This is a genomic window from uncultured Polaribacter sp. (genome assembly GCF_947497125.1).
Lineage (GTDB): Bacteria > Bacteroidota > Bacteroidia > Flavobacteriales > Flavobacteriaceae > Polaribacter.
The window spans coordinates 238,150-261,630 of sequence record NZ_CANMFI010000001.1; the positions used below are offsets into that span (position 1 = coordinate 238,150).

A 23,481-nucleotide genomic window follows, 5' to 3' on the forward strand; every position below is an offset into this window, starting at 1 on the left:
TATTTTTGCATCACAATAAATAAAAAGCAAACCAATGAGTGTTTTAGTAAATAAGAATTCAAAAATTATAGTTCAAGGTTTTACAGGTAGTGAAGGTACTTTTCATGCTGGTCAAATGATTGATTATGGAACAAACGTTGTTGGAGGTGTAACTCCAGGAAAAGGAGGTCAAGTTCATTTAGGGAAGCCAGTTTTTAATACTGTTTTAGAGTCTGTACAAAAAGTAGGTGCAGATACGTCTATTATTTTTGTGCCGCCTGCTTTTGCTGCGGATGCAATTATGGAGTCTGCTGATGCAGGTATTAAAGTAATTATTTGTATTACAGAAGGGATTCCTACTGCAGATATGGTAAAGGTAAAAGCTTACATAGATGGTAAAGATTGTAGATTAGTTGGGCCTAACTGTCCGGGTGTAATTACACCAGATGAAGCTAAAGTTGGTATTATGCCAGGTTTTATCTTTAAAAAAGGTAAAGTAGGGATTGTTTCTAAATCAGGTACATTAACTTATGAAGCTGCAGACCAAGTTGTAAAACAAGGTTTTGGTATTACTACTGCAATTGGTATTGGTGGAGATCCTATTATTGGAACTACTACTAAAGAAGCAGTAGAGTTGTTAATGAATGATGCAGATACAGAGGCAATTGTAATGATTGGTGAAATTGGTGGAAACCTAGAAGCTGAAGCAGCTAAATGGATTAAAGCTGATGGAAATAGAAAGCCAGTTGTAGGTTTTATTGCTGGTCAAACAGCTCCTGCAGGTAGAACAATGGGTCATGCAGGTGCCATTGTTGGTGGAGCAGATGATACTGCACAAGCAAAAATGAAAATTTTAGCAGAAAACGGAATTCATGTAGTAAGTTCTCCAGCAAAAATAGGAGAGATGATTGCTAAAGTTCTAAAAAAATAAATATCATATTAAACTGTTAAAGTTTAAAAATAAAATAGTTTTAAATCCGTTGAATTTGTAAATTCAACGGATTTTTTATTTCAACTTAAATTAATAACTATGAAAAAATTAAAATTAGTATGTATTAGTTTTTTATTAGTTGCAGCTGTTAGCTGTAAAACTAATAACGAAAAAACGTATAACGTTACTTCTAAAAAAGATGGTAATGGTCTTGCTTTTGAAACGGTAGAAAACGACCCAACTGGCTTGCGTTTGTATACTTTAGAAAATGGATTAAAGGTATATTTAAGTCAGAATTCTGATGAGCCTAAAATTCAAACTTATATTGCAGTAAGAGCTGGGTCTAATTACGATCCTAAAGAATCTACTGGTTTGGCTCATTATTTAGAACACATGGTTTTTAAAGGAACTCACAAAGTTGGAACTGCAAACTGGGAAAAAGAAAAAACATATTTAGAAAGAATAGCATCATTATACGAGCAACACAGAGCAGAAAACGATGCCGATAAAAAATTAGCACTCTATAAAGAAATAGATAAAGTTTCTTTAGAAGCATCTAACTATTCAATAGCAAATGAATACGATAAAATGACCGCTTCTTTGGGGGCAACTGGTACAAATGCTTATACTTGGTTTGAGCAAACTGTGTACACAAATAAAATTCCTGCTAACGAATTTGATAAATGGGTAGATTTAGAGGCAGAAAGATTTAGTACGCTAGTATTAAGGTTGTTTCATACAGAATTAGAAGCAGTTTTTGAAGAATTTAATAGAGGTCAGGATAATGATTTTAGAAAGCAATATGCAGCTATGTTAGATGGTTTGTTTCCTAATCATCCATACGGGCAGCAAACTACTATAGGCACGGCAGCTCATTTAAAAAATCCTTCTATGGTTGATATTCATAACTATTTTAACAAATATTATGTGCCTAATAATATGGCAGTTGTTTTAGTGGGCGACTTTGAGTTTGAGCCAACAATCAATAAAATAAATCAAACTTTTGGTAAATTTGAACGAAAAGAATTAACACACCCTAATTTACCAAAAGAAGCTACAATTACATCACCGGTTGTAAATGAAGTTTTTGGACCAACATCAGAATCAATTTCTATAGCATACAGATCAGAAGGAGTGAATAGCGATCAAGAGAAATTTGTAACCTTATGCGATATGATTATGGCTAACGGAAATGCAGGTATTATCGATTTAAACCTAAATCAAAAACAATTGGTACAAAGAGCAAGTTGTTCGCCAACTTTTTTAAATGATTATGGGTATCATTCTTTTACAGGATCACCTAAATCTGGCCAAACATTAGATGAGGTTAAAGATTTGTTATTAGCACAAATTGAAAAATTAAAAAACGGAGAGTTTGAAGATTGGATGATTGCTGCTGTTGTTAATGATTTAAAACTGAGTCAGACCAAACAATACGAAAACAACTCTGCGTTGGCAGATACTTATGTAGATGCTTTTATTTATCAACAAGATTGGTCTAAAAGAGTTCAATTTTTAGATGATTTAAAAAAGATTACAAAAGAAGAATTGGTTGCTTTCGCAAATGAATTTTATCAAAATAACTATGTAGTTACGTATAAGAAAAAAGGTGCAGATAAAAACATTGTAAAAGTTGCCAATCCTGGTATTACTCCTGTAAATTTAAACAGAGGTAAAAGTTCTGCATTTTTAAATGCCTTTAATAAAAAAGAATCTAAACCATTACAACCTCAATTTATAGATTATAAGACTGCTATAAAAGAGACAAAAACTACAAACGGTATTAAAGTTTCTTATGTGTTAAATGAAAAGAATGATTTGTTTGATATGAATATCATTTTTGATATGGGTAGTGATAATGATAAAAAATTATCTTTAGCTGCTGGCTATTTAGAATATATTGGTACCGATGTTTACAGTAACGAAGCCTTAAAAAAAGAATTTTATAAATTAGGTATTTCTTATTATGTAAGTACAGCTGCAGATAAAACGTATGTTGGTTTAAGCGGTTTAAAAGAAAATTTACCAAAAGGGTTAACCTTATTAGAACACCTTTGGGACAATGCAAAAGCAGATAAAGATGCTTATGATAAATATGTAGAAAAAATTTATAAAGGAAGGCAAGATGGTAAAACTCAAAAAGGAAACATTCTTTTTAATGGGTTGATGAACTTCGGTAAATATGGCGAGAATTCTCCTTTAAGAGATATTATGCAAATAGATGAATTAAAAGCTATCAATCCAGATGAATTAGTTGCTCTAATTAAAGATATGAAAAACTATAAGCAACGAATTTTTTATTATGGTAAAGATGTAGATGCTGCAGTATCGGCTTTAAACGAAAATCACAAAGTATTTGGTGATTTAAAAGCGTATCCTGAAGCAAAAAAATACGTAGAAACTGAAACAGGAGATAACGTGTTTTTTACAAATTACGATATGGTACAAACAGAATTGATCTTTTTAGCAAAAGGAGCACCATTTCAACCAGAAAACATGGCTGCTTCATCGTTGTTTAATACATATTTTGGTAGTGGATTATCGTCAATTGTTTTTCAAGAAATTAGAGAATCTAAGTCTTTGGCTTATTCTGCTTTTGCTTCTTACAGCAATGCCTCTAAAAAAGACGCACCTAATTATGTAATGGCTTATGTGGGTACGCAGGCAAATAAATTAGAGCAAGCAGTAGATGCAATGATGCAGTTAATGAATGATATGCCAGAGGCAGATAAACAGTTTGAAGCAGCAAAAGAAGCTACTTTAAAAAAGTTAGCAGCACAAAGAATTACAAAGTCTAATATTTTTTGGTCTTATGAAAGGTTGCAGAAATTAGGGATTGATAATGATCATAGAGAAGTAATGTATAACACCATACAAAATATGACCATAGCCGATTTAAAAGCTTTCTTTAATAAAAATATTAAAGGAGAATCTTATAATGTAATGGTCATTGGTAATAAAAAAGATTTGAATGTAAAATCGCTTCAAAAACTTGGAAAAATAAGAGAACTAGAAATTGATTATTTGTTTAATTATATAGACAAAAAAGAAGTTAAATTATAATTTATAATAACTAACACAACTTAAAACTCGTAAAATAAATTTGTTTTGCGAGTTTTTTAATTTTAGTATATTTGACACCTTAAAACAACACTATTATATGAAGTTATTAGAAAATAAATCTGCAATTATTACAGGGGCAACAAGAGGTATTGGTCGTGGTATTGCTATAGAATTTGCAAAACAAGGCGCCAATGTAGCTTTTACATATAGTTCTTCTGTAGATGCAGCAAATGCTTTGGAAGAAGAGTTAAAAGCGTTCGGAGTTTCTGCAAAAGGATATCAATCAAATGCAGCAAATTTTGATGCCGCTCAAGAATTAGCAAAAGAGGTGTTAAATGAGTTTGGTGCTATTGATATTTTAGTAAACAACGCAGGTATTACAAAAGATAATTTGTTAATGAGAATTACTGAAGATGACTTTGATAAAGTATTAGAAGTAAATTTAAAATCGGTATTTAATTTAACAAAAGCAGTTATAAGACCAATGATGAAGCAGCGAAACGGCTCTATCATAAATATGAGTTCTGTAGTAGGAATTAAAGGAAACGCAGGGCAGTCTAATTATGCGGCATCTAAAGCAGGTATTGTTGGTTTCTCTAAATCTGTTGCCTTAGAATTAGGGTCTAGAAATATTAGAAGTAACGTAGTTGCACCGGGCTTTATAGAAACAGAAATGACTGCTAAATTAGATGAAGCAACTGTACAAAGCTGGCGAGATGGAATTCCATTAAAAAGAGGTGGTCAGCCAATAGATATTGCAAATGCATGTGTGTTTTTAGCATCTGATATGAGTGCTTATATTACAGGGCAAACCTTGTCTGTAGATGGTGGTATGAACTAAACATCTTATAAACATTAACTTAAAAAACTTCAATAGTAACTTATTGAAGTTTTTTTATGCATATAAAATAAAGAAAACTCCTAAAAGAATTCCGAATAAAGGCACTAGTTTTTTACGCTTATTTTGCTCTTTAAAAAGCAGACCGCCAACAACAACAGCAATTAAAATCTGACTTCTTTTAATAGCAGATAATAGCATTATTAAAGCATCTGGGTCTTGTAGTGCTTTAAAGTAAAAATAATCTGCAGTTTGTAATAAAATACCAACGGCAGGTATAGACCATCTAAATTTAAAAGCTTTTCTTTTTTCTTGATACGGAAACCAAGTAATAGCAAGTATAATTAATAAAATAACAATGGTGTAAAAGCAAAACCAAAACTGTAATGTTTGCGGGTTTAAAGTTAAGCTCTGAATCAAAAATTTATCATACAAACCACTAGAAGCACCTAAAAAAGTAGCGCCAATGATGGCAAAAATCCATTTGTTTTTCTTGAAATTGATACCTTCTTTTTTTCCTATTTTAGAATACATTAAAACAGATAAAATAATAAGGAAAAAACCAATCCATTGCCAAAAACTAGGACTTTCATTATAAATAAAAATGGCACCAATAAAAGTAAAAAAAGGCCCTGCAGAACGAATAGGAGTAACGATTGTAATAGGTAAGTGCTTTAGTGCTTGATAGGCCAAAACCCAAGAAGAAGCCATTATCATAGATTTTATAGCAATAAAACCATGTGTTTTTAAAGAAATACTTGTAATGTAAAAACCAATCTCTTTAAAGTATTCAGGATAAAAAAGAGAGCCTAAATAGAAGGGAAGTATTAGTAAAAAACCAGCGACTATTGTTCCTAAAAGCACAGGAAACACTTCATTACCTTGCACAGCATGTTTTTTACATAAGTTGTGTAAGCCTAAAAATAATGCCGCTAAAAGTCCTAAATACATCCACATAATGGCGGTAAAGATACTTTAAAGAAAAATTTTCTATTGTAAAAAACACCCATATTTTTACTATAAATTAAAATAATTAATAACAATACAAATTATAGTATTCCTAATAAAGAGGAGTATCTTTGCCAAAAATAATAGTAATGTTAAAATCATTTTCAGCTTTAGGGGTTCATAAAGAATTAGAAACTCGATTAGCAAAGTTAGCAATTACAGTTCCTACTACTGTTCAAGAAAAAGCCATCCCTTTTATTCTTCATAAAAAGAAAGATATGGTTGTTTTGGCAAAAACGGGTTCTGGTAAAACAGCAGCTTTTGGGGTTCCGTTATTGCAGAAAATTAAAGCAGAAGAAACGCAAATACAGGTTTTAATTCTAGCGCCTACTAGAGAGCTGTGTAGTCAAATTTATCAGAATTTAGTTTCATTTTCTTCGGATGATCAACAAAAAAAGATAGTTTCTATTACAGGAGGAACTCCAATAAAACCTCAAATAGAAAGCATCAAAAGCAAACCGAACATTGTAGTTGCTACACCAGGTAGGTTGGCAGATTTAGTAGAAAGAAAAGCGATAGACATCACAAAAATTAGTTATTTAGTTTTAGATGAGGCAGACGAAATGGTTACTGCTTTAAAAGAAGAGTTAGTAGCTATTATTGCAGAAATTCCTAAAATAAGAAGAACATTGTTGTTTACGGCTACCATGCCAGGTACCATAAAGCAATTGGTACAAAACTACATGTCTAAACACGTTACGTATTTAGAGACAGACATAGAGCCTTTAGCTAAAAGTGGTATTGATCACCAATATGTTGTGGTAAAACCAATAGAAAAGCTAGATGTTTTAATGCATTTTTTAACCACAAAAGAAAACGAACGTGGTATTATTTTTTGTAAAACAAAAGCAGCAGTTAATAAATTAGCTAAAAATTTAGCCATTCATAAGTTTTCTTCTGGTGCCTTGCATGGTAGTTTATCTCAAGGAATTAGAGATCGTGTGATGGAGCAGTTTAGAGCTGGAAATATAGATATATTGGTGGCAACAGATTTGGCGGCAAGAGGTATTGATGTTAAAGAAATTTCGTATGTTGTAAATTATCATTTACCAGATAGGTATGATACGTATGTACACCGAAGCGGAAGAACTGCAAGAGCAGGAGCTACAGGGCTTTCTTTAAGTGTAATTCAAGAAGAAGAATTAGAAGAAATTCCTGAGTTTGAAGAAGATTTAGGGTTGGTTTTTACCGCATATAAAAAAGCAGATGCAAAAAGTATTGAAGAAAATAATACGTTGCTATGGGCTAAAAAAATCTTTAAAACGAAACCAAATCGTTCATTATCTGAAAATTTGAAATCAGAGATTAAAACTATTTTTCATCACCTTACAAAAGAGGAGTTGATTGATAAAGTAGTAGCGAATTATGTGGCGAATAACTCGGCTACTAAAACAATAGCATCAAATTCTAACAAGAAGAAAAAGAAATAGAGATGGCAAATACTATTAAAACACAGCAAGATATATTAGCAAAGTTGCAAATAGAAACTTTAAACCCGATGCAAGTAGAGGCTGTTGGGGTAATAAAAAAGAATGCAAATACAATTTTGCTTTCTCCTACGGGAACAGGAAAAACATTGGCCTTTTCTTTACCGTTGTTAGAAATGTTAGATCCAGAAAATAAAGAAGTGCAAGCTTTAATTTTGGTGCCTTCTAGAGAGTTAGCCATACAAATAGAGCAGGTAATTAGGTCTATGGGATCTGGTTATAAAGTAAATGCAGTGTATGGTGGTAGACCGATGTCTAAAGATAAAATAGAGCTTAAGCATATCCCTGCCATTTTAATAGGTACACCCGGAAGAATATCTGACCATTTTGCGAATGATCGTTTTTCTAAAGACGCTATTAAAACCTTAATTTTAGACGAGTTTGACAAGTCTTTAGAAGTTGGTTTTGAGTATGAAATGCGTAATATTATTAATCAATTAAAAACTTTAGATAAAAGGATATTAACTTCTGCAACACAAGGAGTTGAGATTCCAGATTTTGTTGATTTAAAGAATGCAAGAACCATCAATTATTTAAAAGGAAAAAGAACCTCTCAGCTTAATTTTAAGACTGTTATTTCTCCGAATAAAAATAAGTTAAAAACATTGCTAAATTTAGTACAGCATATTGGTAATGAGCCTGGTATTGTTTTTTGTAACTTAAAAGATTCTATTACTCAGTTGAGTTCTTTTTTAGAGGAAAATAAAATTAGTCATGCTTGTTTTTCTGGCGGAATGGAGCAAAAGGATAGAGAACGTGCCTTAATTAAATTTAGAAACGGAACCTGTCAGTTATTAATTGCAACAGATTTGGCGGCACGTGGTATTGATGTGCCAGAAATGAAGTTTATCATTCATTATGAATTGCCAAAGCACGAAGAAGAATTTATCCATAGAAACGGAAGAACAGCTAGGGTAAATGAAAAAGGAACTGCTTATATTCTGAAATGGGAGAATGAGCGAGTGCCAGATTTTATAAAAGAAAGTAAAGGAATTAACATCTCTAAAAAAGCAGCTCAAACTCCACAATATTGGGAAACTTTGTTTATTTCTGGTGGTAGAAAAGATAAAATATCTAAAGGAGATATTGCAGGCTTGTTTTTAAAGCAAGGTGGTATTTCTAAAGAGCAACTAGGTACTATTGAATTAAAACCCGACTGTGCTTTTGTTGCAATTCCGTTAACTTTGGCAGATGATTTGGTTGACAAACTAAACAATACCCGTTTAAAAAAGAAAAAAGTAAGAGTTACATTGTTGTAGTATGAGTGAAAATAAAAACAATTTAGAGGTTGCGTCTTGTATACATACGTTGCAAAATTTATTAGACGATACAAATAAAATTTTCGATTTACCAGAGGCGCAAAGAGTTGCACTTTTTAAGGCTGCTGGCGCTTTGTCTAGACCAAATAGAGATGAGTTTCAGCGCAGGAGAAAAGACGCTAAAAAAGCGGCAAAACGCAAGCAAATAGAAAGTGATAAACACGCAAGAAAATCTACCGGAATTCGATCTGCTAGAGAAGCGGCACTTTTTGTAGCACCAAAGCTTTTGGGAGCAGCAGAAATTACGAAAGAAACACCAGAGTTAGCATCCTCAAGAAATTGTTATGTATGTAAAACTGTTTTTACAAAATTACATCACTTTTACGATACGATGTGCACCAGTTGTGGCGATTTAAACTATGCCAAACGTTTTCAGACAACAGATTTAAAAGATCAAGTAGCGGTAATTACAGGTTCTCGACTAAAAATAGGCTATCATATTACCTTAATGTTGTTGCGTTCTGGGGCAACTGTTGTTGCAACTACCCGTTTTCCTGCAGATTCTGCAATTCGTTTTGCAAAAGAAGATGATTATAAGGATTGGAGTCATCGTTTGCACATACATGGCCTGGATTTAAGGCATATACCAAGTGTAGAAATATTTTGTAATTATATAGAGCAAAAGTACGATCGATTAGATATTTTAATAAACAATGCTGCACAAACGGTTAGAAGGCCTTCTGGTTTTTATTTCCATTTGATGGAAAATGAAAAGAAGCCGATAGATCAGTTGCCAAAGTTGGCACAGAGGTTATTGGAAGATCATGAAAGTTGTTTAGAAGAATTGTCTAGTTTAAGTGTTGGCCCTTCTAAAAACGATAAAAATAATGTGTTACCAGTAACTTGGCATGGTCCAGAACCAGGGATTGGACTTAGAAATTCGGCAGAATTATCTCAAATACCTTATAGTTTTGATAATTCTTTGCAAACTTCAGAGGTTTTTCCGGAAGGACAGTTAGATGCAGATTTACAACAAGTAGATTTAAGAAAAACAAATAGTTGGCGTTTACGATTGGGCGAAATAGAAACAACAGAAATGGTAGAAGTACAGTTGGTAAATGCTGTGGCGCCTTTTGTTTTGTGTAATCGGTTGTCTAACTTAATGATGAAAGAAAATACAGGTAAAAAGCATATTATAAATGTAACTGCGATGGAAGGGAAGTTTCATCGATTTAAAAAAGTAGACAGGCATCCGCATACAAATATGGCCAAAGCAGCCTTAAATATGCTTACGCATACTTCTGCATCAACTTTTGCGAAGTCTGGTATTTATATGAATGCTGTAGATACAGGTTGGGTTACTGATGAAGATCCGGCAGAATTATCAAAGAAAAAAATAGAAACACACGATTTTCAACCGCCTTTAGATATTGTAGACGGTGCCGCACGTGTAATGGATCCGTTAATTGATGGCATAAATACAGGTAAACACTGGTGCGGAAAGTTTTTAAAAGACTACTTTCCAATAGATTGGTAGTTGGTTATTGAGGCAGTTTTTTTAAATAAAATAAAAAAAAGTGTTTAAAATGTTGTTTTTCAGAAAAATGGCATCATCTTTGCAAAAGAATAAATATTATAAATTTAATAACACTATTATGAGTAAAGGTACAGTAAAGTTTTTCAACGAAACAAAAGGATTTGGTTTTATCACTGAAGAAGGTGTAGAAAGAGATCATTTTGTACACGTTTCTGGTTTAGTAGACGAAATTAGAGAAGGTGACGAAGTTGAATTTGACTTAAAAGAAGGAAACAAAGGATTAAATGCAGTTAACGTAAAAGTTATCTAATATATATAATTTAAGTTTTTAAAAAAGCCCATCAATTTATTGATAGGCTTTTTATTTTTACAAAAAATAGTAGTTATTTTTAGATGGCATGTTTATGTGCCTTGTATGAAGAACGAACTAAAGGTCCGCTTTCTACATACATAAAGCCCATTTCTAGGCCAATAGTTTCATATTTTTTAAATTGCTCTGGTGTTATAAACTCTTTTAAAGGCAAATGCTTTTTTGTAGGTTGTAAGTATTGACCAATTGTTAAAACATCTAAACCAACACCTTGTAAGTCTTTCATGGTTTGTATAACTTCATCTTCGGTTTCACCAAGCCCAAGCATTAAACCTGTTTTGGTTCGCATACCATTTTCTTTTAAGTACTTTAAAACACCCAAACTACGGTCGTATTTTGCTTGTATGCGTACTTCTCTAGTTAATCTTCTTACAGTTTCCATGTTATGAGATACAACTTCTGGATGAACTTCGATAATACGATCTATCTGTTTTGTGTTTCCTTGAAAATCAGGAATTAAAGTTTCTAGAGTTGTTTTAGGGTTTGCTCTTCTTATTGCATCTACTGTTTCTGCCCATATAATAGAGCCACCATCTTTTAAATCGTCTCTATCTACAGAGGTAATAACGGCATGCTTAATACCCATTATTTTTATAGAACGCGCTACTTTTTCTGGCTCATCCCATTCTACAGTATCTGGTCTTCCTGTTTTTACACCGCAAAAACCACAAGAACGTGTGCAGATGTTTCCTAAAATCATAAAAGTAGCAGTACCTTCTCCCCAACATTCACCCATATTAGGACAACTACCACTTGTACATATTGTATTTAGCTTATACTTGTCTACCAAACCTCTTAATTCGGTATATTTTTTACCAACAGGTAATTTAACACGCAGCCATTTTGGTTTTTTTGGTTTTTCTGGAAGTACTACAGATGCTATTGCCATTTCTATTGAATTTGTTATGCAAATATACAAAGGAAAGATTAATTTTTAGCAGCTTTAGAGGTAGATGATTTTAAGTTAATAGCTATTTATTTTTGATTTTATGAATCTATTTATCAAAAAAAAACCGAAACAGTTATGTTTCGGTTTTAAATGGTTTTAGAACAGTAAGCTTACTTTTTTCTTTGTTGTGCTTGTTGTTCTTGTGCTTGTTTCATTGCAGTGTCTATTCTTTCTCTAAACTTAGATTTTTTCTTTTCAGGTTTCTTTTTATTTTCTTCTATCTGTGCATGAATCTTGTCTTCATCGATTACATAGTTTTTAATAACCAACATAATTGCAATGGTTAATAAGTTAGAAATAAAATAATACAAACTTAAAGAACTTGCATAGTTATTAAAGAAAAATAGCATCATAATAGGAGAGAAGTAAATCATGTACTTCATCATTTTACCCATATCTGGCATACCTTCTTGAGTAGGTGCCTGCATGTTTGCTTGCTGGCTCTGGTTCATTTTCATGTAAAAGAAAATAGCAATAGAGGCTAGTATTGGAAACAAACTTACGTGGTCTCCATAAAAAGGAATTTTAAAAGGTAATGTAAAGATTGTATCATAAGAAGACAAATCTGGCGCCCACAAAAAGCTTTCTTGTCTTAGTGCTAAGTTTGTTGGAAAAAACTTAAACAAGGCAAAGAAAACAGGCATTTGTAACAATGCAGGAATACAACCAGAAAGCATGCTTACACCAGCTTTTCTCTGGATAGCCATGGTTTCTTGCTGACGTTTCATTGCATTCTCTTTCCCTGGATATTTTTCATTTAATGCTGTTAATTCTGGTCTAATAACCTTCATTTTTGCACTAGATAAGTAAGATTTATAGACTAATGGAGACATTATTAAACGAACTACAATGGTCATTAAAATGATTATTAAACCATAGTTTGATAAAAATCCTTTTAAGAAATTAAAAACAGGATAAAAAATAGTTCTATTTAAGAATCCGAAAATACCCCAACCTAAATCTGCAATCTGATCTAAATCTGTACCTTCAAACTGTTTACCATTTAATAAATTATAATCACTAGGTCCGTAAAACCATTTCATATTATAATTCAATTCTCCGTTTGATAGCGCTAAAGGTGTTTTTAATTCAAAACGTTTGGTAAAAACAGTATCAATTTCTTCATTTAAAACCAAATCGGTAGATGTTACCGTAGCATTTGTAAAAGGAGTATCTGTTAATAGGTTAGAGGTAAAGAAGTGTTGTTTGTAAGCAACCCAGTCTACATCATTTATTATTTCAGATTTTCCAGCATTTAAATAATCTACTTCACCTTCTGTTTTATAATAGTAATAAGAATACATTGTATTCTCTGTTTTTAAACTTTTTTCATGTCGGTAACCATCTAAAGACCAATCTAAATTAATTGGGGTAGAAGAATTAATAACACTATTTAAACCTTGAGATCTAACAGCAAAATTCACTAAGTAGTTATTCGGTTTAATTTCGTATCTGTATTCTAAAAACTTAGTCTCTGATACCTTTAATTTCATAGAAAGTACCGTAGTTCCTCTATTTTCTGTAAGTGTAGGTTCGAAAAATAAATCTTTAGTATTTAAAATTCTGTTATCAGTTGTACCAAAATTAATGTTAAAAGACGCGTTGTTGTCTTTTATCATATATAAAGGCAAAGAATCGTAGGTTTTATAGTTTTTAATTAGCGCTTCTTGTATTTGTCCACCTTTGTTGCTAATTGTTAATTTAACCAAGTCATTTTCTATAACAGAAACATTTTCAGAAGCATTTATGGCACTTAAAGCAAAGGCTCCTAATTTATTTTTTAGAGCTATTTGTTTAAGAGAATCATTCTCGAAAATTGGTTTTGCAGCTGTTTTAAGCGTATTGCTTTCGGTTGTATTGTTGGTAATTACCTGTGCAGGTACTTCTTTAGTATCAATAGGTTCTTCTGGTTTATTAGAGTTTAGCCACCATAGTGCAATACCTGCTAATAAAATCATTCCGATAAAAGAATTGTAGTCGAATTTTTTTTGTTCCATGTTTATATTTAAAATGTCAATTTGTCATTTTTGCTGTTATTTAAATAATAAAAGCCGACAAATTTAGCAAAACTGCACTGTTTTAGGTTTATTTTGCTATGATTATTGTTGTTACATTAACTAGTTCAAATAGTGTACCCTTTTGTACCGAACACAATCCAGTATCTTATTGTTTAGAATATTTTAAGGCTGCCTTAATAAAATCTACAAATAATGGATGTGGTTTTAACACCGTACTTTTGTATTCTGGATGATATTGAACGCCCACAAACCAAGGATGTTTTGTGATTTCTACAACTTCTACCAAACCAGTTTTTGGGTTGGTACCAGCGGCTTTCATTCCAGCATTTTCTATTTGTGTTAAATATTCGTTGTTAAATTCATAACGGTGTCTGTGTCGTTCGCTTATAGTTTCAGAATTATAGGCTTTAAACACATTCGATTTTTTGTTTAAAGTACAATCCCAAGCACCAAGACGCATTGTGCCACCTTTTTCTGTTACATTTTCTTGGCTTTCCATTAAATTGATAACAGGATGCTTCGTGCTTTTATTCATTTCTGTAGAAGAAGCATTTTCTAGCTGAAGTACATTTCTAGCAAATTCTATGACCGCCATTTGCATTCCTAAACAAATTCCGAAGAAAGGAATATTACTTTCTCTTGCATATTGTACCGCTCTAATTTTACCTTCAATACCTCTGTCTCCAAAACCAGGAGCTACCAAAATACCATGAACACCTTTTAATTTTTTCTCAAAATTCTTCGGAGTTAAACTTTCAGAATGTACCCATCTAACTTTTACTTTAGTTTCGTTTGATGAACCTGCGTGTATAAAAGCCTCTGTAATAGATTTATAAGAGTCTTGTAGCTCTATATATTTACCAATTAAAGCAATTTCTACTTCAGAAGTAGGATTTTTGTGCTTCTGCAAAAAGTTATTCCAAAGTTTTAGTTCTGGCTCTCCTTTAGAGGATAATTTCAATTTATTTAAAACAACAGTATCTAACCCTTGTTCTAACATTAAATTAGGAACATCGTAAATAGTTTCTGCATCTATAGATTGTATGACATCTTCTTGTTTTACATTGCAAAACAAAGCAAGCTTACGTTTAATATCATCAGAAATTTCATGTTCTGTTCTACAAACCAAAATATCAGGACTAACACCACTTTGCATTAACATTTTAACAGAATGTTGTGTAGGCTTTGTTTTTAACTCACCAGCAGCAGCTAAATATGGCACCAATGTTAAATGAATAACAATGGCATTATCTTCTCCTTTTTCCCAAAGCATTTGTCTTACAGACTCTACATAAGGTAAAGATTCTATATCGCCAACAGTACCACCGATTTCAGTAATTACAATGTCATAATCACCTGTTTCACCTAAAAGCTGAATGCGACGTTTAATTTCATCAGTAATATGAGGTATCACTTGTACCGTTTTTCCTAAAAAGGCTCCTTTACGCTCTTTATTAATTACCGATTGATAAATTTTACCAGTAGTAACATTATTTGCTTGGCTAGTTGGTATGTTTAAAAAACGCTCGTAATGACCTAAATCTAAATCTGTTTCGGCACCATCATCTGTTACATAGCATTCACCATGTTCATACGGATTTAAAGTTCCTGGATCGATGTTGATATATGGGTCTAATTTTTGAATGGTTACAGAAAAGCCTCTTTGCTGAAGTAGTTTTGCTAAAGACGCTGCTATTATTCCTTTTCCAAGGGATGAAGTTACGCCTCCTGTTACAAAAACATATTTAGTATTACTCATGGTATTCTTAGGTTTGCGCAAAAGTACTAACTCTAAAAATTCTGTCAAATAAAAAATGATGAAAAGATTATTTTTTTTGGCAACATCATATTTTTAAGACATTGAGCTAAGATATTGTAGTAATTATGATCACTAAATATCACTAATTAAAAATATTTCATTTTTTTTTAAAATAGTATTTGTGATAAATAAAAACAATTGTATATTTGCGCACGCTTACGAAGATGTAGAATTTTTAAGCAATATAATAATAACAGAAGATATTTAAAAATACAGATAATGCCAAAAAGAACTTACCAACCGTCAAAGAGAAAGAGAAGAAATAAACATGGTTTCATGGAGAGAATGGCTTCTGCTAACGGTAGAAAAGTATTAGCTCGTAGAAGAGCAAAAGGAAGAAAGAAAATTTCTGTTTCATCTGAAACTAGACATAAAAAATAAATGATTAACAATTGTTAATATATAAGGTGTTACTTTTTTAAGTAACACCTTTTTTTATACCCAAGCACTAACTATTTTTGTAAAACTAAATAACACAACAACTTACAATGCCAAAAAGAAAAGACCTTAAATCAATTTTAATTATCGGATCTGGACCTATTGTTATTGGTCAAGCTTGTGAATTCGACTATTCTGGTTCACAATCTTTACGTTCTTTAAGAGAAGACGGAATTGAAACAATCTTAATCAATTCGAATCCAGCAACTATTATGACAGACCCTTCAATGGCAGATCATATATACTTGTTGCCTTTAACAACAAAATCGATCATTCAAATTTTAAAAGAGCATCCTCAAATAGATGCCGTTTTACCAACAATGGGTGGTCAAACAGCTTTAAATCTTTGTATTGAAGCAGATGACAAAGGCATTTGGAAAGATTTTAATGTAAAATTAATTGGGGTTGATATCGATGCTATTAATGTTACAGAAGATAGAGAGCAGTTTAGAGAGTTGATGCTTAAAATTGATGTGCCAATGGCACCACAAGCAACAGCAACTTCTTTCTTAAAAGGTAAAGAAATAGCCCAAGAGTTTGGTTTTCCTTTAGTAATTAGATCTTCATACACCTTAGGTGGTGCAGGAGCTTCTATTGTTTATGATCCAAAAGATTTTGATGAGTTATTAAGTAGAGGCCTAGAAGCATCACCAATACATGAGGTGATGATAGATAAGGCAATGATGGGGTGGAAAGAGTATGAATTAGAATTATTACGTGATAAAAACGATAATGTTGTTATTATTTGTTCTATCGAAAATATGGATCCAATGGGTATTCATACCGGAGATTCTATCACAGTAGCTCCTGCAATGACACTTTCTGATAAAACGTATCAGAAAATGCGTGATATGGCCATTCATATGATGCGCTCTATTGGCGATTTTGAAGGTGGGTGTAATGTTCAATTTGCAGTTTCACCAGATGAAAAAGAAGAAATTATTGCCATTGAAATTAACCCACGTGTATCTAGATCATCTGCTTTAGCAAGTAAAGCAACAGGATATCCTATTGCAAAAGTTGCAACAAAATTAGCAATTGGTTATACGTTGGATGAGTTAGAAAACGGAATTACAAAATCTACATCAGCACTATTTGAGCCTACTTTAGATTATGTAATTGTAAAAATACCACGTTGGAATTTTGATAAATTTGAAGGTTCAGACAGAACTTTAGGTCTGCAAATGAAAGCTGTTGGTGAAGTTATGGGGATCGGTCGTTCTTTTCAAGAAGCCTTGCACAAAGCAACACAATCTTTAGAGATTAAAAGAAATGGTTTAGGTGCAGACGGTAAAGGATATACAGATTACAATCAAATTATAGAAAAATTAACCAATGCAAGTTGGGATAGAGTGTTTGCTATATATGACGCTATTGCAATGGGCATTCCATTAAGTAAAATTTACGATATCACTAAAATAGACATGTGGTATTTAAAGCAATACGAAGAGTTGTTTCAATTGCAAAAAGAAATTTCTACTTATACAATAGACACTTTAAGCAGAGATTTATTATTAGAAGCAAAACAAAAAGGATACGGAGATAGACAAATAGCACATATGTTAGGCTGTTTAGAAAGCGAAGTTTATACCAAAAGAGAGCAGCTAAAAGTACAGCGTGTTTTTAAATTAGTAGATACTTGTGCAGCAGAATTTACAGCAAAAACTCCTTATTACTATTCTACCTTCGAGAACGAAATAGAAACTGCATCTGGAGATATTACCATTGCCAATGAAAGTATTGTAACCGATAAAAAGAAAATAATCGTTTTAGGTTCTGGACCTAACAGAATAGGACAAGGTATTGAGTTCGATTATTGTTGTGTGCATGGTGTTTTAGCAGCGGCAGAATGTGGTTACGAGACTATTATGATCAACTGTAACCCAGAAACGGTTTCTACAGATTTTGATACTGCAGATAAATTATACTTCGAACCTGTTTTTTGGGAACATATCTATGATATCATCCGTCATGAAAAACCAGAAGGTGTTATTGTTCAATTAGGAGGACAAACAGCCTTAAAATTAGCAGAAAAGTTAACAAAATACGGTATTAAGATAATTGGTACTTCTTTTGAAGCTTTAGATTTAGCCGAAGACAGAGGTAGTTTTTCTGAGTTGTTAAAGAACAACAATATTCCTTATCCTGAATTTGGTATTGCCGAAACAGCAGATGAAGCTTTGGCTTTGGCAGACGAATTGAATTTCCCAATCTTAGTAAGACCATCCTATGTTTTAGGTGGTCAGGGAATGAAAATTGTAATCAATAAAGAAGAATTGGTAAAACATGTAGTAGATTTATTAGGTAGAATGCCGAATAACAAACTATTGTTAGATCATTATTTAGATGGTGCAATAGAGGCAGAGGCAGATGCAATTTGTGATGCCGATGGAAATGTATACATAATTGGTATTATGGAGCATATTGAACCTTGTGGTATTCACTCTGGAGATTCTAATGCAACCTTACCAGCTTTTAATTTAGGTGATTTGGTATTGCAACAAATTAAAGATCATACACATACCATTGCAAGAGAATTAAAGACAGTTGGTCTTATTAACGTTCAGTTTGCCATTAAAGATGATGTGGTTTATATTATTGAAGCAAACCCAAGAGCTTCTAGAACAGTGCCTTTTATTGCAAAAGCGTACAAAGAGCCATATGTAAATTATGCAACAAAAGTAATGCTAGGTCATAATAAAGTAACAGATTTTAATTTTAATCCTCAGTTAGATGGATATGCAATTAAACAACCTGTTTTCTCTTTTAATAAGTTTCCGAATGTAAATAAGAAATTAGGTCCAGAAATGAAATCTACTGGAGAAAGTATTTTATTTATTGATAGCTTAAAAGATGATGAGTTTTACAATTTATATGCAAGGCGAAAAATGTATTTAAGCAAGTAAATACAATAAATAGTTCAACAAAAAAGAGGTTTTCTAAATATAGAAAACCTCTTTTTTTTATAATCGTATTTTAAAATACAGCTTATTTTGCAGGTAAAATTTTACCAGTACAATTACCAAAACCGATACGAACTTTATCATTTTTACAATGAGCACGCATAATTACGGTATCATTATCATTGATAAATTTACGCTCAGTACCATCATTAAGTTTGATAGGGTTTTGTCCTTTCCAGGTAAGTTCTAGCATAGAACCAAAACTGTCTTTTGTTGGGCCAGAAATTGTACCAGACCCCATCATATCACCTGCTTCTACAGGGCAACCATTGACAGTATGATGCGCTAATTGTTGCGCCATGGTCCAATACATATATTTAAAGTTAGAGTTTACAACCACAGTTTCTTCTCCGTTTTCTGGTTGTATAGCCACTTGTAAATGAATGTCATAACTTCCTTTTCCTTCTTGTTTTAAGTAAGGTAAAGGCTCGTGTACTTGTTTCGGGTTATCTACCTTAAAAGGTGCTAATGCATCTAAAGTTACAATCCAAGGAGAAATTGTAGAGGCAAAACTTTTTCCTAAAAAAGGGCCTAATGGTACATATTCCCAAGCTTGAATGTCTCTTGCAGACCAATCATTAAATTGTACCAAACCAAAAATATGTTCTTCTGTTTCGTTAATTGGTATTCTTTCTCCCAACACATTGGCATCTGTTGTTATAAAAGCCATTTCTAACTCGAAATCTAACAATTTTGTTGGGCCAAAACCAGGTGTTTTACTTCCTTCTGTAGGTTTAGTTTGTCCGTAAGGTCTTCTTACAGGTGTGCCCGAAGGTATAATTGAAGAGCTTCTACCGTGATAACCAATTGGCACATGCAGCCAATTTGGTAACAACGCATTTTCTGGATCTCTAAACAAAGAGCCAACATTGGTGGCATGTTCTTTACTAGCATAAAAATCAGTGTAATCACCGACAGCTACAGGTAGTAACATTTCTACTTCATCCATTCTAAAGATAATTTTCTCTTTGTGAATAGCATTGTCTCTTAAAGTCCCGTTAGTAACATCAAACACTTCTGCAATTCTGTTTCTAACCAAACGCCAAGTTTTACGGCCATCAGCAATAAAATCATTTAAATTATCTTGTAAAAAAATATCATCTGTTAGTGGTATTCCTTCAAAATATCCTAATTGATGAAAAGCACCTAAATCAATCGCAAAATCTCCAATTCTACTTCCAATGGTAATAATATCATCTCTAGTTATAAAAACACCAAAAGGAATATTTTGTATCGGGAAATCTGAATCTTCATCTACTTTTAACCAAGATTTTCTGTTTGGGTTATTTGCTGTTATAATCATTGTGGGTAAGATTTATATTTATATCAAACCTACATAATTTTTTTTCATTTTTCCTATAAAAAGGCATCAATAACACATTTTTAACACTCCTTTTTTTCGATATATACAATATTAAAAAAAAGTAATAAATATCGGCTCAACTAATTTTTTACAAATAGGTTTTTTGTTATTTTTGTAAATCTTTAAAAAAACAACAACTACAATGCAACTAGACAATCAAATTTTTGATCTAATTCAAGAAGAAAATGAAAGACAATTAAACGGTTTAGAGTTAATTGCCTCAGAAAACTTTGTAAGCGACCAAGTAATGCGAGCACAAGGTTCTATTTTAACAAATAAATATGCCGAAGGATATCCTGGAAAAAGATATTATGGAGGTTGTGAAATTGTTGATATTGTAGAGCAAATAGCCATAGATAGAGCTAAAGAATTATTTGGTGCTGCGTATGTAAATGTTCAGCCTCATTCTGGTTCTCAAGCAAATACAGCGGTATTTTTTGCATGTTTAAACCCTGGTGATACTATTTTAGGGTTTGATCTTTCTCATGGAGGTCACTTAACACATGGTTCTCCAGTAAATTTCTCTGGTAAATTATACAACCCTGTTTTTTATGGTGTTGATAAAGAAACAGGTGTTTTAAATTATGATAAAATACAAGAAACAGCAACTAAAGAACAACCAAAATTAATAATTGCTGGTGCTTCTGCATATTCTAGAGATATTGATTTTAAAAAATTTAGAGAAATTGCCGATAGTGTTGGTGCTATTTTAATGGCAGATATTTCTCATCCAGCGGGTTTAATAGCCAAAGGTATTTTAAACGATCCTTTGCCTCATTGTCATATTGTTACTTCTACAACACACAAAACATTGCGTGGGCCAAGAGGTGGAATTATAATGATGGGTCAAGATTTTGACAATCCATTTGGTCAAACCTTAAAAAACGGAAGTCCTAAAAAAATGTCGATGTTGTTAAATTCTGCAGTTTTTCCTGGGAATCAAGGTGGTCCTTTAGAGCATGTTATTGCTGCCAAAGCAATTGCTTTCGGAGAAGCTTTAACAGACGAGTTTTTAGAATATCAAATTCAAGTAAAAGAAAATGCTGCTGCAATGGCAAAAGAGTTTGTTGCTAAAGGGTATAACATTATTTCTGGTGGTACAGACAACCATTGTATGTTAATCGACCTAAGAAATAAAAATATTTCTGGTAAAGACGCAGAAATTGCATTAGGTAAAGCAGACATTACTGTAAATAAAAACATGGTTCCTTTTGATGATAAAAGTCCTTTTGTTACTTCGGGTATTAGAGTAGGTACGCCTGCAATTACTACACGTGGTTTAAAAGAAGAAGACATGAAAGCGGTTGTAGATTTTATAGATGAAGCAATAACAAATGCTGCTAATGAGGTTGCTTTACATGAAATAGGAGAGCGTGTTTCTGATATGATGCGTTCTAAAAGATTGTTTGTTATGTAGTGTTATTTAATTAACACAAACTTACTAAATTACAAAAAGCATTAAGTTTTACTTAATGCTTTTTTTTATGACCTATTATTTTTCAGTTTCTTCTATTTGATTCTTTTCAATAAATTTTTCGGGGAGTGCTTTTTTAGCTTTTGCACCCATTTTCTTTAGTTTTTCTACACTGGTAATTAAATTACCTCTGCCTTCAACTAGTTTATTCATTGCATGGTCATGGGCGGTTTTGCTATCATCAATTCGTTTGCCCACAGCAATTAAGTCGGTTAATAAACCTTGAAATTTATCATACAAAGCGCCTGCTTGCCTAGCAATTTCAATAGCATTTTTTTGTTGTTTTTCGTTATTCCACATAGAATCTATTGTTCTAAGAGTTGCTAATAGAGTTGTTGGTGTAACAATTACAATGTTTTTTTCAAAAGCTTTGTTATACAGCTCATTATCAGCATTAATAGCAACAGCAAATGCTGGTTCTATAGGAATAAACAGCAACACAAAATCTGGTGATTCTATTTGATAAATATCTTCATATTTTTTTTCTGATAATTGATTAATATGTCTTTTAATAGAAGCAATATGGTCTTTTAGAAAAGACTTTTTTAAGGTTTCATCTTCTTCATTTATATACTGTTCATAGGCAGTTAAAGGCACTTTAGCATCAATAATCATTTTTCTATTACCGGGTAAATGAATAACAACATCTGGTAAAATTCTTTTGCCTTGCTTATTGGTAAAACTTTGTTGAACAAAATATTCTCTCTCTTTTTCTAAACCAGATTTTTCTAAAACACGCTCTAAAACTAACTCACCCCAATTACCTTGTGCTTTATTATCGCCTTTTAACGCTTTTGTAAGGTTAATGGTTTCTTTACTCATTTGTTGGTTTAGGTCTTTTAAACCAATAATTTGCTGACGTAAAGCGGCATGATAATCTATACTTTCTTTATGAGTTTGATCTACTTTATGCTCGAATGTTTTTATTTTTTCTTGTAATGGATCTAAAATAATTTTTAAATGTTCTTTATTTTGTTGGGTAAATTTAGCCGATTTTTCCTCTAGAATTTTATTTGCTAATATTTCAAAATCTGTGGTAAATTTTTCTTGAAGTTTTTTTACTTCGTTTTGATGTTCATCAAGTTTTTCTTGTAGGTTTTTAAGTTCTACTTCTTGTCTGGTGTTTAAATTGGTTGCAATTTCTTTTTCTTGCTGTAATTGCTTAAACTCTCTTTGTAGCTCGATGTAGTTGTTTTCTAATATCTCTTTTGATTGCTCTGTTAAAGAAGCTCTTTCTTCTAGTGTTGCTTTTTCTTTTTCTGAGTTTAATTTTGATAATAATTTACCTATAAAATAGCCTATTGTTATAAAAATAATAGCAGTTAGTAAGTATGTAATTAATTCGTTCATCATGTCAATTTAAGTGCCTAAATTTATCACTTTAATTTACGATATAAAAACCAATACTAATTGGTTGTAACATTTTTCATGTATTTACTATGCAAATAATTTCAAAGTTTATTTTAGGAACTGTTTTAGGATGGAAATTAGAAAACGATTTCCCTAAAGACATTCATAAATACGTTGTTATTGCTGCTCCGCATACCAGTTGGGTAGATTTTCCTATCGCTGTTTTATCTCGCTTGTCTTCTGGTGTTATGATTCATTTTATTGGTAAAAGCTCTTTGTTTAAATGGCCTTTTGGTTACTTTTTTAAGCTTTTAGGAGGCACACCGGTAGACAGAACTAAAAGTCATAATTTGGTAGATGCTGTTATCGAAATTTTTAATACCAAAAAAGAATTTAGATTAGGGTTGTCTCCAGAAGGAACTAGAAAAAAAGTTGATAAATGGAAAACAGGGTTTTATTATATCGCAAAAGGGGCAAATGTGCCAATAGTAATGGCAACTTTAGATTTTGAGAATAAAAAAGTTAAAATTTCTAAACCTTATTATACCACAGATAATAAGGAAAAAGATTTTGAACTTTACCACCATTTTTTTAAAGATGTTAAGGGTAAAAACCCAGAATTGTCCTAAAATTAG

The 23,481-nt window shown here is 32.1% G+C and carries 17 protein-coding genes; 11 read left to right on the forward strand and 6 right to left on the reverse strand.

From position 1 onward, the window contains the following. The first annotated feature begins 34 nt into the window (after nucleotides 1-34). The 3 genes from sucD (at nucleotide 35) to fabG (ending at nucleotide 4,814) form a co-directional block, all read left to right on the forward strand. Nucleotides 35-910, forward strand: a complete 876-nt coding sequence (sucD, locus tag Q0678_RS01120; protein ID WP_299052728.1) for a succinate--CoA ligase subunit alpha — start codon at nucleotides 35-37, stop codon at nucleotides 908-910. A 99-nt stretch (nucleotides 911-1,009) separates the two neighbouring features. Continuing rightward, entirely contained in the window at nucleotides 1,010-3,973 is a 2,964-nt protein-coding gene (locus tag Q0678_RS01125) for a pitrilysin family protein (RefSeq protein ID WP_299052730.1), read from the forward strand. A 97-nt stretch (nucleotides 3,974-4,070) separates the two neighbouring features. Then, entirely contained in the window at nucleotides 4,071-4,814 is a 744-nt protein-coding gene (gene fabG / locus Q0678_RS01130) for a 3-oxoacyl-[acyl-carrier-protein] reductase (protein WP_299052732.1), read from the forward strand. Nucleotides 4,815-4,868: 54 nt separating this feature from the next. Here fabG and Q0678_RS01135 read toward each other — a convergent pair whose 3' ends face one another. Further along, nucleotides 4,869-5,768 (reverse strand): EamA family transporter, encoded by a 900-nt coding sequence (locus Q0678_RS01135; protein ID WP_299052734.1) that lies wholly within the window; start codon nucleotides 5,766-5,768, stop codon nucleotides 4,869-4,871. A 140-nt stretch (nucleotides 5,769-5,908) separates the two neighbouring features. Between Q0678_RS01135 and Q0678_RS01140 the strand changes: the two genes are divergently transcribed. The 4 genes from Q0678_RS01140 (at nucleotide 5,909) to Q0678_RS01155 (ending at nucleotide 10,412) form a co-directional block, all read left to right on the forward strand. Further along, the gene (locus Q0678_RS01140; RefSeq protein ID WP_299052736.1) at nucleotides 5,909-7,249 is read left to right on the forward strand and encodes a DEAD/DEAH box helicase; all 1,341 of its coding nucleotides are present in this window, start codon (nucleotides 5,909-5,911) and stop codon (nucleotides 7,247-7,249) included. 2 nt (nucleotides 7,250-7,251) lie between these two features. Beyond that, on the forward strand, nucleotides 7,252-8,565 hold the full coding sequence (locus tag Q0678_RS01145; protein ID WP_299052738.1) for a DEAD/DEAH box helicase: 1,314 nt from the start codon (nucleotides 7,252-7,254) through the stop codon (nucleotides 8,563-8,565). Between the two features lies 1 nt (nucleotide 8,566). Then, nucleotides 8,567-10,102 carry an SDR family oxidoreductase gene (locus Q0678_RS01150; protein ID WP_299052741.1) on the forward strand — a complete coding sequence of 512 codons (1,536 nt, stop codon included), beginning with the start codon at nucleotides 8,567-8,569 and terminating at the stop codon, nucleotides 10,100-10,102. A 118-nt stretch (nucleotides 10,103-10,220) separates the two neighbouring features. Then, nucleotides 10,221-10,412 (forward strand): cold-shock protein, encoded by a 192-nt coding sequence (locus Q0678_RS01155; RefSeq protein WP_299052744.1) that lies wholly within the window; start codon nucleotides 10,221-10,223, stop codon nucleotides 10,410-10,412. A 79-nt stretch (nucleotides 10,413-10,491) separates the two neighbouring features. Here the strand turns inward: Q0678_RS01155 and lipA are convergent, their stop codons facing one another. The 3 genes from lipA to Q0678_RS01170 form a co-directional block, all read right to left on the reverse strand. Continuing rightward, nucleotides 10,492-11,361 (reverse strand): lipoyl synthase, encoded by an 870-nt coding sequence (gene lipA, locus Q0678_RS01160; protein WP_299052747.1) that lies wholly within the window; start codon nucleotides 11,359-11,361, stop codon nucleotides 10,492-10,494. Nucleotides 11,362-11,531: 170 nt separating this feature from the next. After that, on the reverse strand, nucleotides 11,532-13,418 hold the full coding sequence (yidC, locus tag Q0678_RS01165) for a membrane protein insertase YidC (protein ID WP_299052750.1): 1,887 nt from the start codon (nucleotides 13,416-13,418) through the stop codon (nucleotides 11,532-11,534). Between the two features lie 166 nt (nucleotides 13,419-13,584). After that, nucleotides 13,585-15,198 (reverse strand): CTP synthase, encoded by a 1,614-nt coding sequence (locus Q0678_RS01170; protein WP_299052756.1) that lies wholly within the window; start codon nucleotides 15,196-15,198, stop codon nucleotides 13,585-13,587. A 279-nt stretch (nucleotides 15,199-15,477) separates the two neighbouring features. On the opposite strand from Q0678_RS01170, the gene rpmH reads away from it, so the two are divergent. Both rpmH and carB read left to right on the forward strand, forming a co-directional pair. Then, nucleotides 15,478-15,639 (forward strand): 50S ribosomal protein L34, encoded by a 162-nt coding sequence (gene rpmH, locus Q0678_RS01175; protein ID WP_026775082.1) that lies wholly within the window; start codon nucleotides 15,478-15,480, stop codon nucleotides 15,637-15,639. Nucleotides 15,640-15,746: 107 nt separating this feature from the next. After that, nucleotides 15,747-18,602 carry a carbamoyl-phosphate synthase large subunit gene (gene carB / locus Q0678_RS01180; protein ID WP_299052759.1) on the forward strand — a complete coding sequence of 952 codons (2,856 nt, stop codon included), beginning with the start codon at nucleotides 15,747-15,749 and terminating at the stop codon, nucleotides 18,600-18,602. A gap of 82 nt (nucleotides 18,603-18,684) precedes the next feature. Here carB and fahA read toward each other — a convergent pair whose 3' ends face one another. After that, nucleotides 18,685-19,962: a fumarylacetoacetase gene (gene fahA / locus Q0678_RS01185; protein ID WP_299052762.1), complete on the reverse strand. Its 1,278-nt coding sequence runs from the start codon at nucleotides 19,960-19,962 to the stop codon at nucleotides 18,685-18,687. 202 nt (nucleotides 19,963-20,164) lie between these two features. Here fahA and glyA point away from each other — a divergent pair, with 202 nt between their 5' ends. Then, the gene (gene glyA / locus Q0678_RS01190) at nucleotides 20,165-21,439 is read left to right on the forward strand and encodes a serine hydroxymethyltransferase (RefSeq protein WP_299052765.1); all 1,275 of its coding nucleotides are present in this window, start codon (nucleotides 20,165-20,167) and stop codon (nucleotides 21,437-21,439) included. Nucleotides 21,440-21,514: 75 nt separating this feature from the next. Here the strand turns inward: glyA and rmuC are convergent, their stop codons facing one another. Beyond that, nucleotides 21,515-22,846 (reverse strand): DNA recombination protein RmuC, encoded by a 1,332-nt coding sequence (rmuC, locus tag Q0678_RS01195; RefSeq protein ID WP_299053750.1) that lies wholly within the window; start codon nucleotides 22,844-22,846, stop codon nucleotides 21,515-21,517. Nucleotides 22,847-22,935: 89 nt separating this feature from the next. Between rmuC and Q0678_RS01200 the strand changes: the two genes are divergently transcribed. Next, nucleotides 22,936-23,475 carry a 1-acyl-sn-glycerol-3-phosphate acyltransferase gene (locus Q0678_RS01200; RefSeq protein ID WP_299052768.1) on the forward strand — a complete coding sequence of 180 codons (540 nt, stop codon included), beginning with the start codon at nucleotides 22,936-22,938 and terminating at the stop codon, nucleotides 23,473-23,475. Nucleotides 23,476-23,481: the final 6 nt, after the last annotated feature.

What these genes read in the sequence shown, in the direction of transcription:
- sucD (WP_299052728.1), top strand. Translation starts at nt 35, where the DNA reads ATGAGTGTTTTAGTAAATAAGAATTCAAAAATTATAGTTCAAGGTTTT.
- Q0678_RS01125 (WP_299052730.1), top strand. Translation starts at nt 1,010, where the DNA reads ATGAAAAAATTAAAATTAGTATGTATTAGTTTTTTATTAGTTGCAGCT.
- fabG (WP_299052732.1), top strand. Translation starts at nt 4,071, where the DNA reads ATGAAGTTATTAGAAAATAAATCTGCAATTATTACAGGGGCAACAAGA.
- Q0678_RS01135 (WP_299052734.1), bottom strand. Translation starts at nt 5,768, where the DNA reads ATGTGGATGTATTTAGGACTTTTAGCGGCATTATTTTTAGGCTTACAC.
- Q0678_RS01140 (WP_299052736.1), top strand. Translation starts at nt 5,909, where the DNA reads ATGTTAAAATCATTTTCAGCTTTAGGGGTTCATAAAGAATTAGAAACT.
- Q0678_RS01145 (WP_299052738.1), top strand. Translation starts at nt 7,252, where the DNA reads ATGGCAAATACTATTAAAACACAGCAAGATATATTAGCAAAGTTGCAA.
- Q0678_RS01150 (WP_299052741.1), top strand. Translation starts at nt 8,567, where the DNA reads ATGAGTGAAAATAAAAACAATTTAGAGGTTGCGTCTTGTATACATACG.
- Q0678_RS01155 (WP_299052744.1), top strand. Translation starts at nt 10,221, where the DNA reads ATGAGTAAAGGTACAGTAAAGTTTTTCAACGAAACAAAAGGATTTGGT.
- lipA (WP_299052747.1), bottom strand. Translation starts at nt 11,361, where the DNA reads ATGGCAATAGCATCTGTAGTACTTCCAGAAAAACCAAAAAAACCAAAA.
- yidC (WP_299052750.1), bottom strand. Translation starts at nt 13,418, where the DNA reads ATGGAACAAAAAAAATTCGACTACAATTCTTTTATCGGAATGATTTTA.
- Q0678_RS01170 (WP_299052756.1), bottom strand. Translation starts at nt 15,198, where the DNA reads ATGAGTAATACTAAATATGTTTTTGTAACAGGAGGCGTAACTTCATCC.
- rpmH (WP_026775082.1), top strand. Translation starts at nt 15,478, where the DNA reads ATGCCAAAAAGAACTTACCAACCGTCAAAGAGAAAGAGAAGAAATAAA.
- carB (WP_299052759.1), top strand. Translation starts at nt 15,747, where the DNA reads ATGCCAAAAAGAAAAGACCTTAAATCAATTTTAATTATCGGATCTGGA.
- fahA (WP_299052762.1), bottom strand. Translation starts at nt 19,962, where the DNA reads ATGATTATAACAGCAAATAACCCAAACAGAAAATCTTGGTTAAAAGTA.
- glyA (WP_299052765.1), top strand. Translation starts at nt 20,165, where the DNA reads ATGCAACTAGACAATCAAATTTTTGATCTAATTCAAGAAGAAAATGAA.
- rmuC (WP_299053750.1), bottom strand. Translation starts at nt 22,846, where the DNA reads ATGAACGAATTAATTACATACTTACTAACTGCTATTATTTTTATAACA.
- Q0678_RS01200 (WP_299052768.1), top strand. Translation starts at nt 22,936, where the DNA reads ATGCAAATAATTTCAAAGTTTATTTTAGGAACTGTTTTAGGATGGAAA.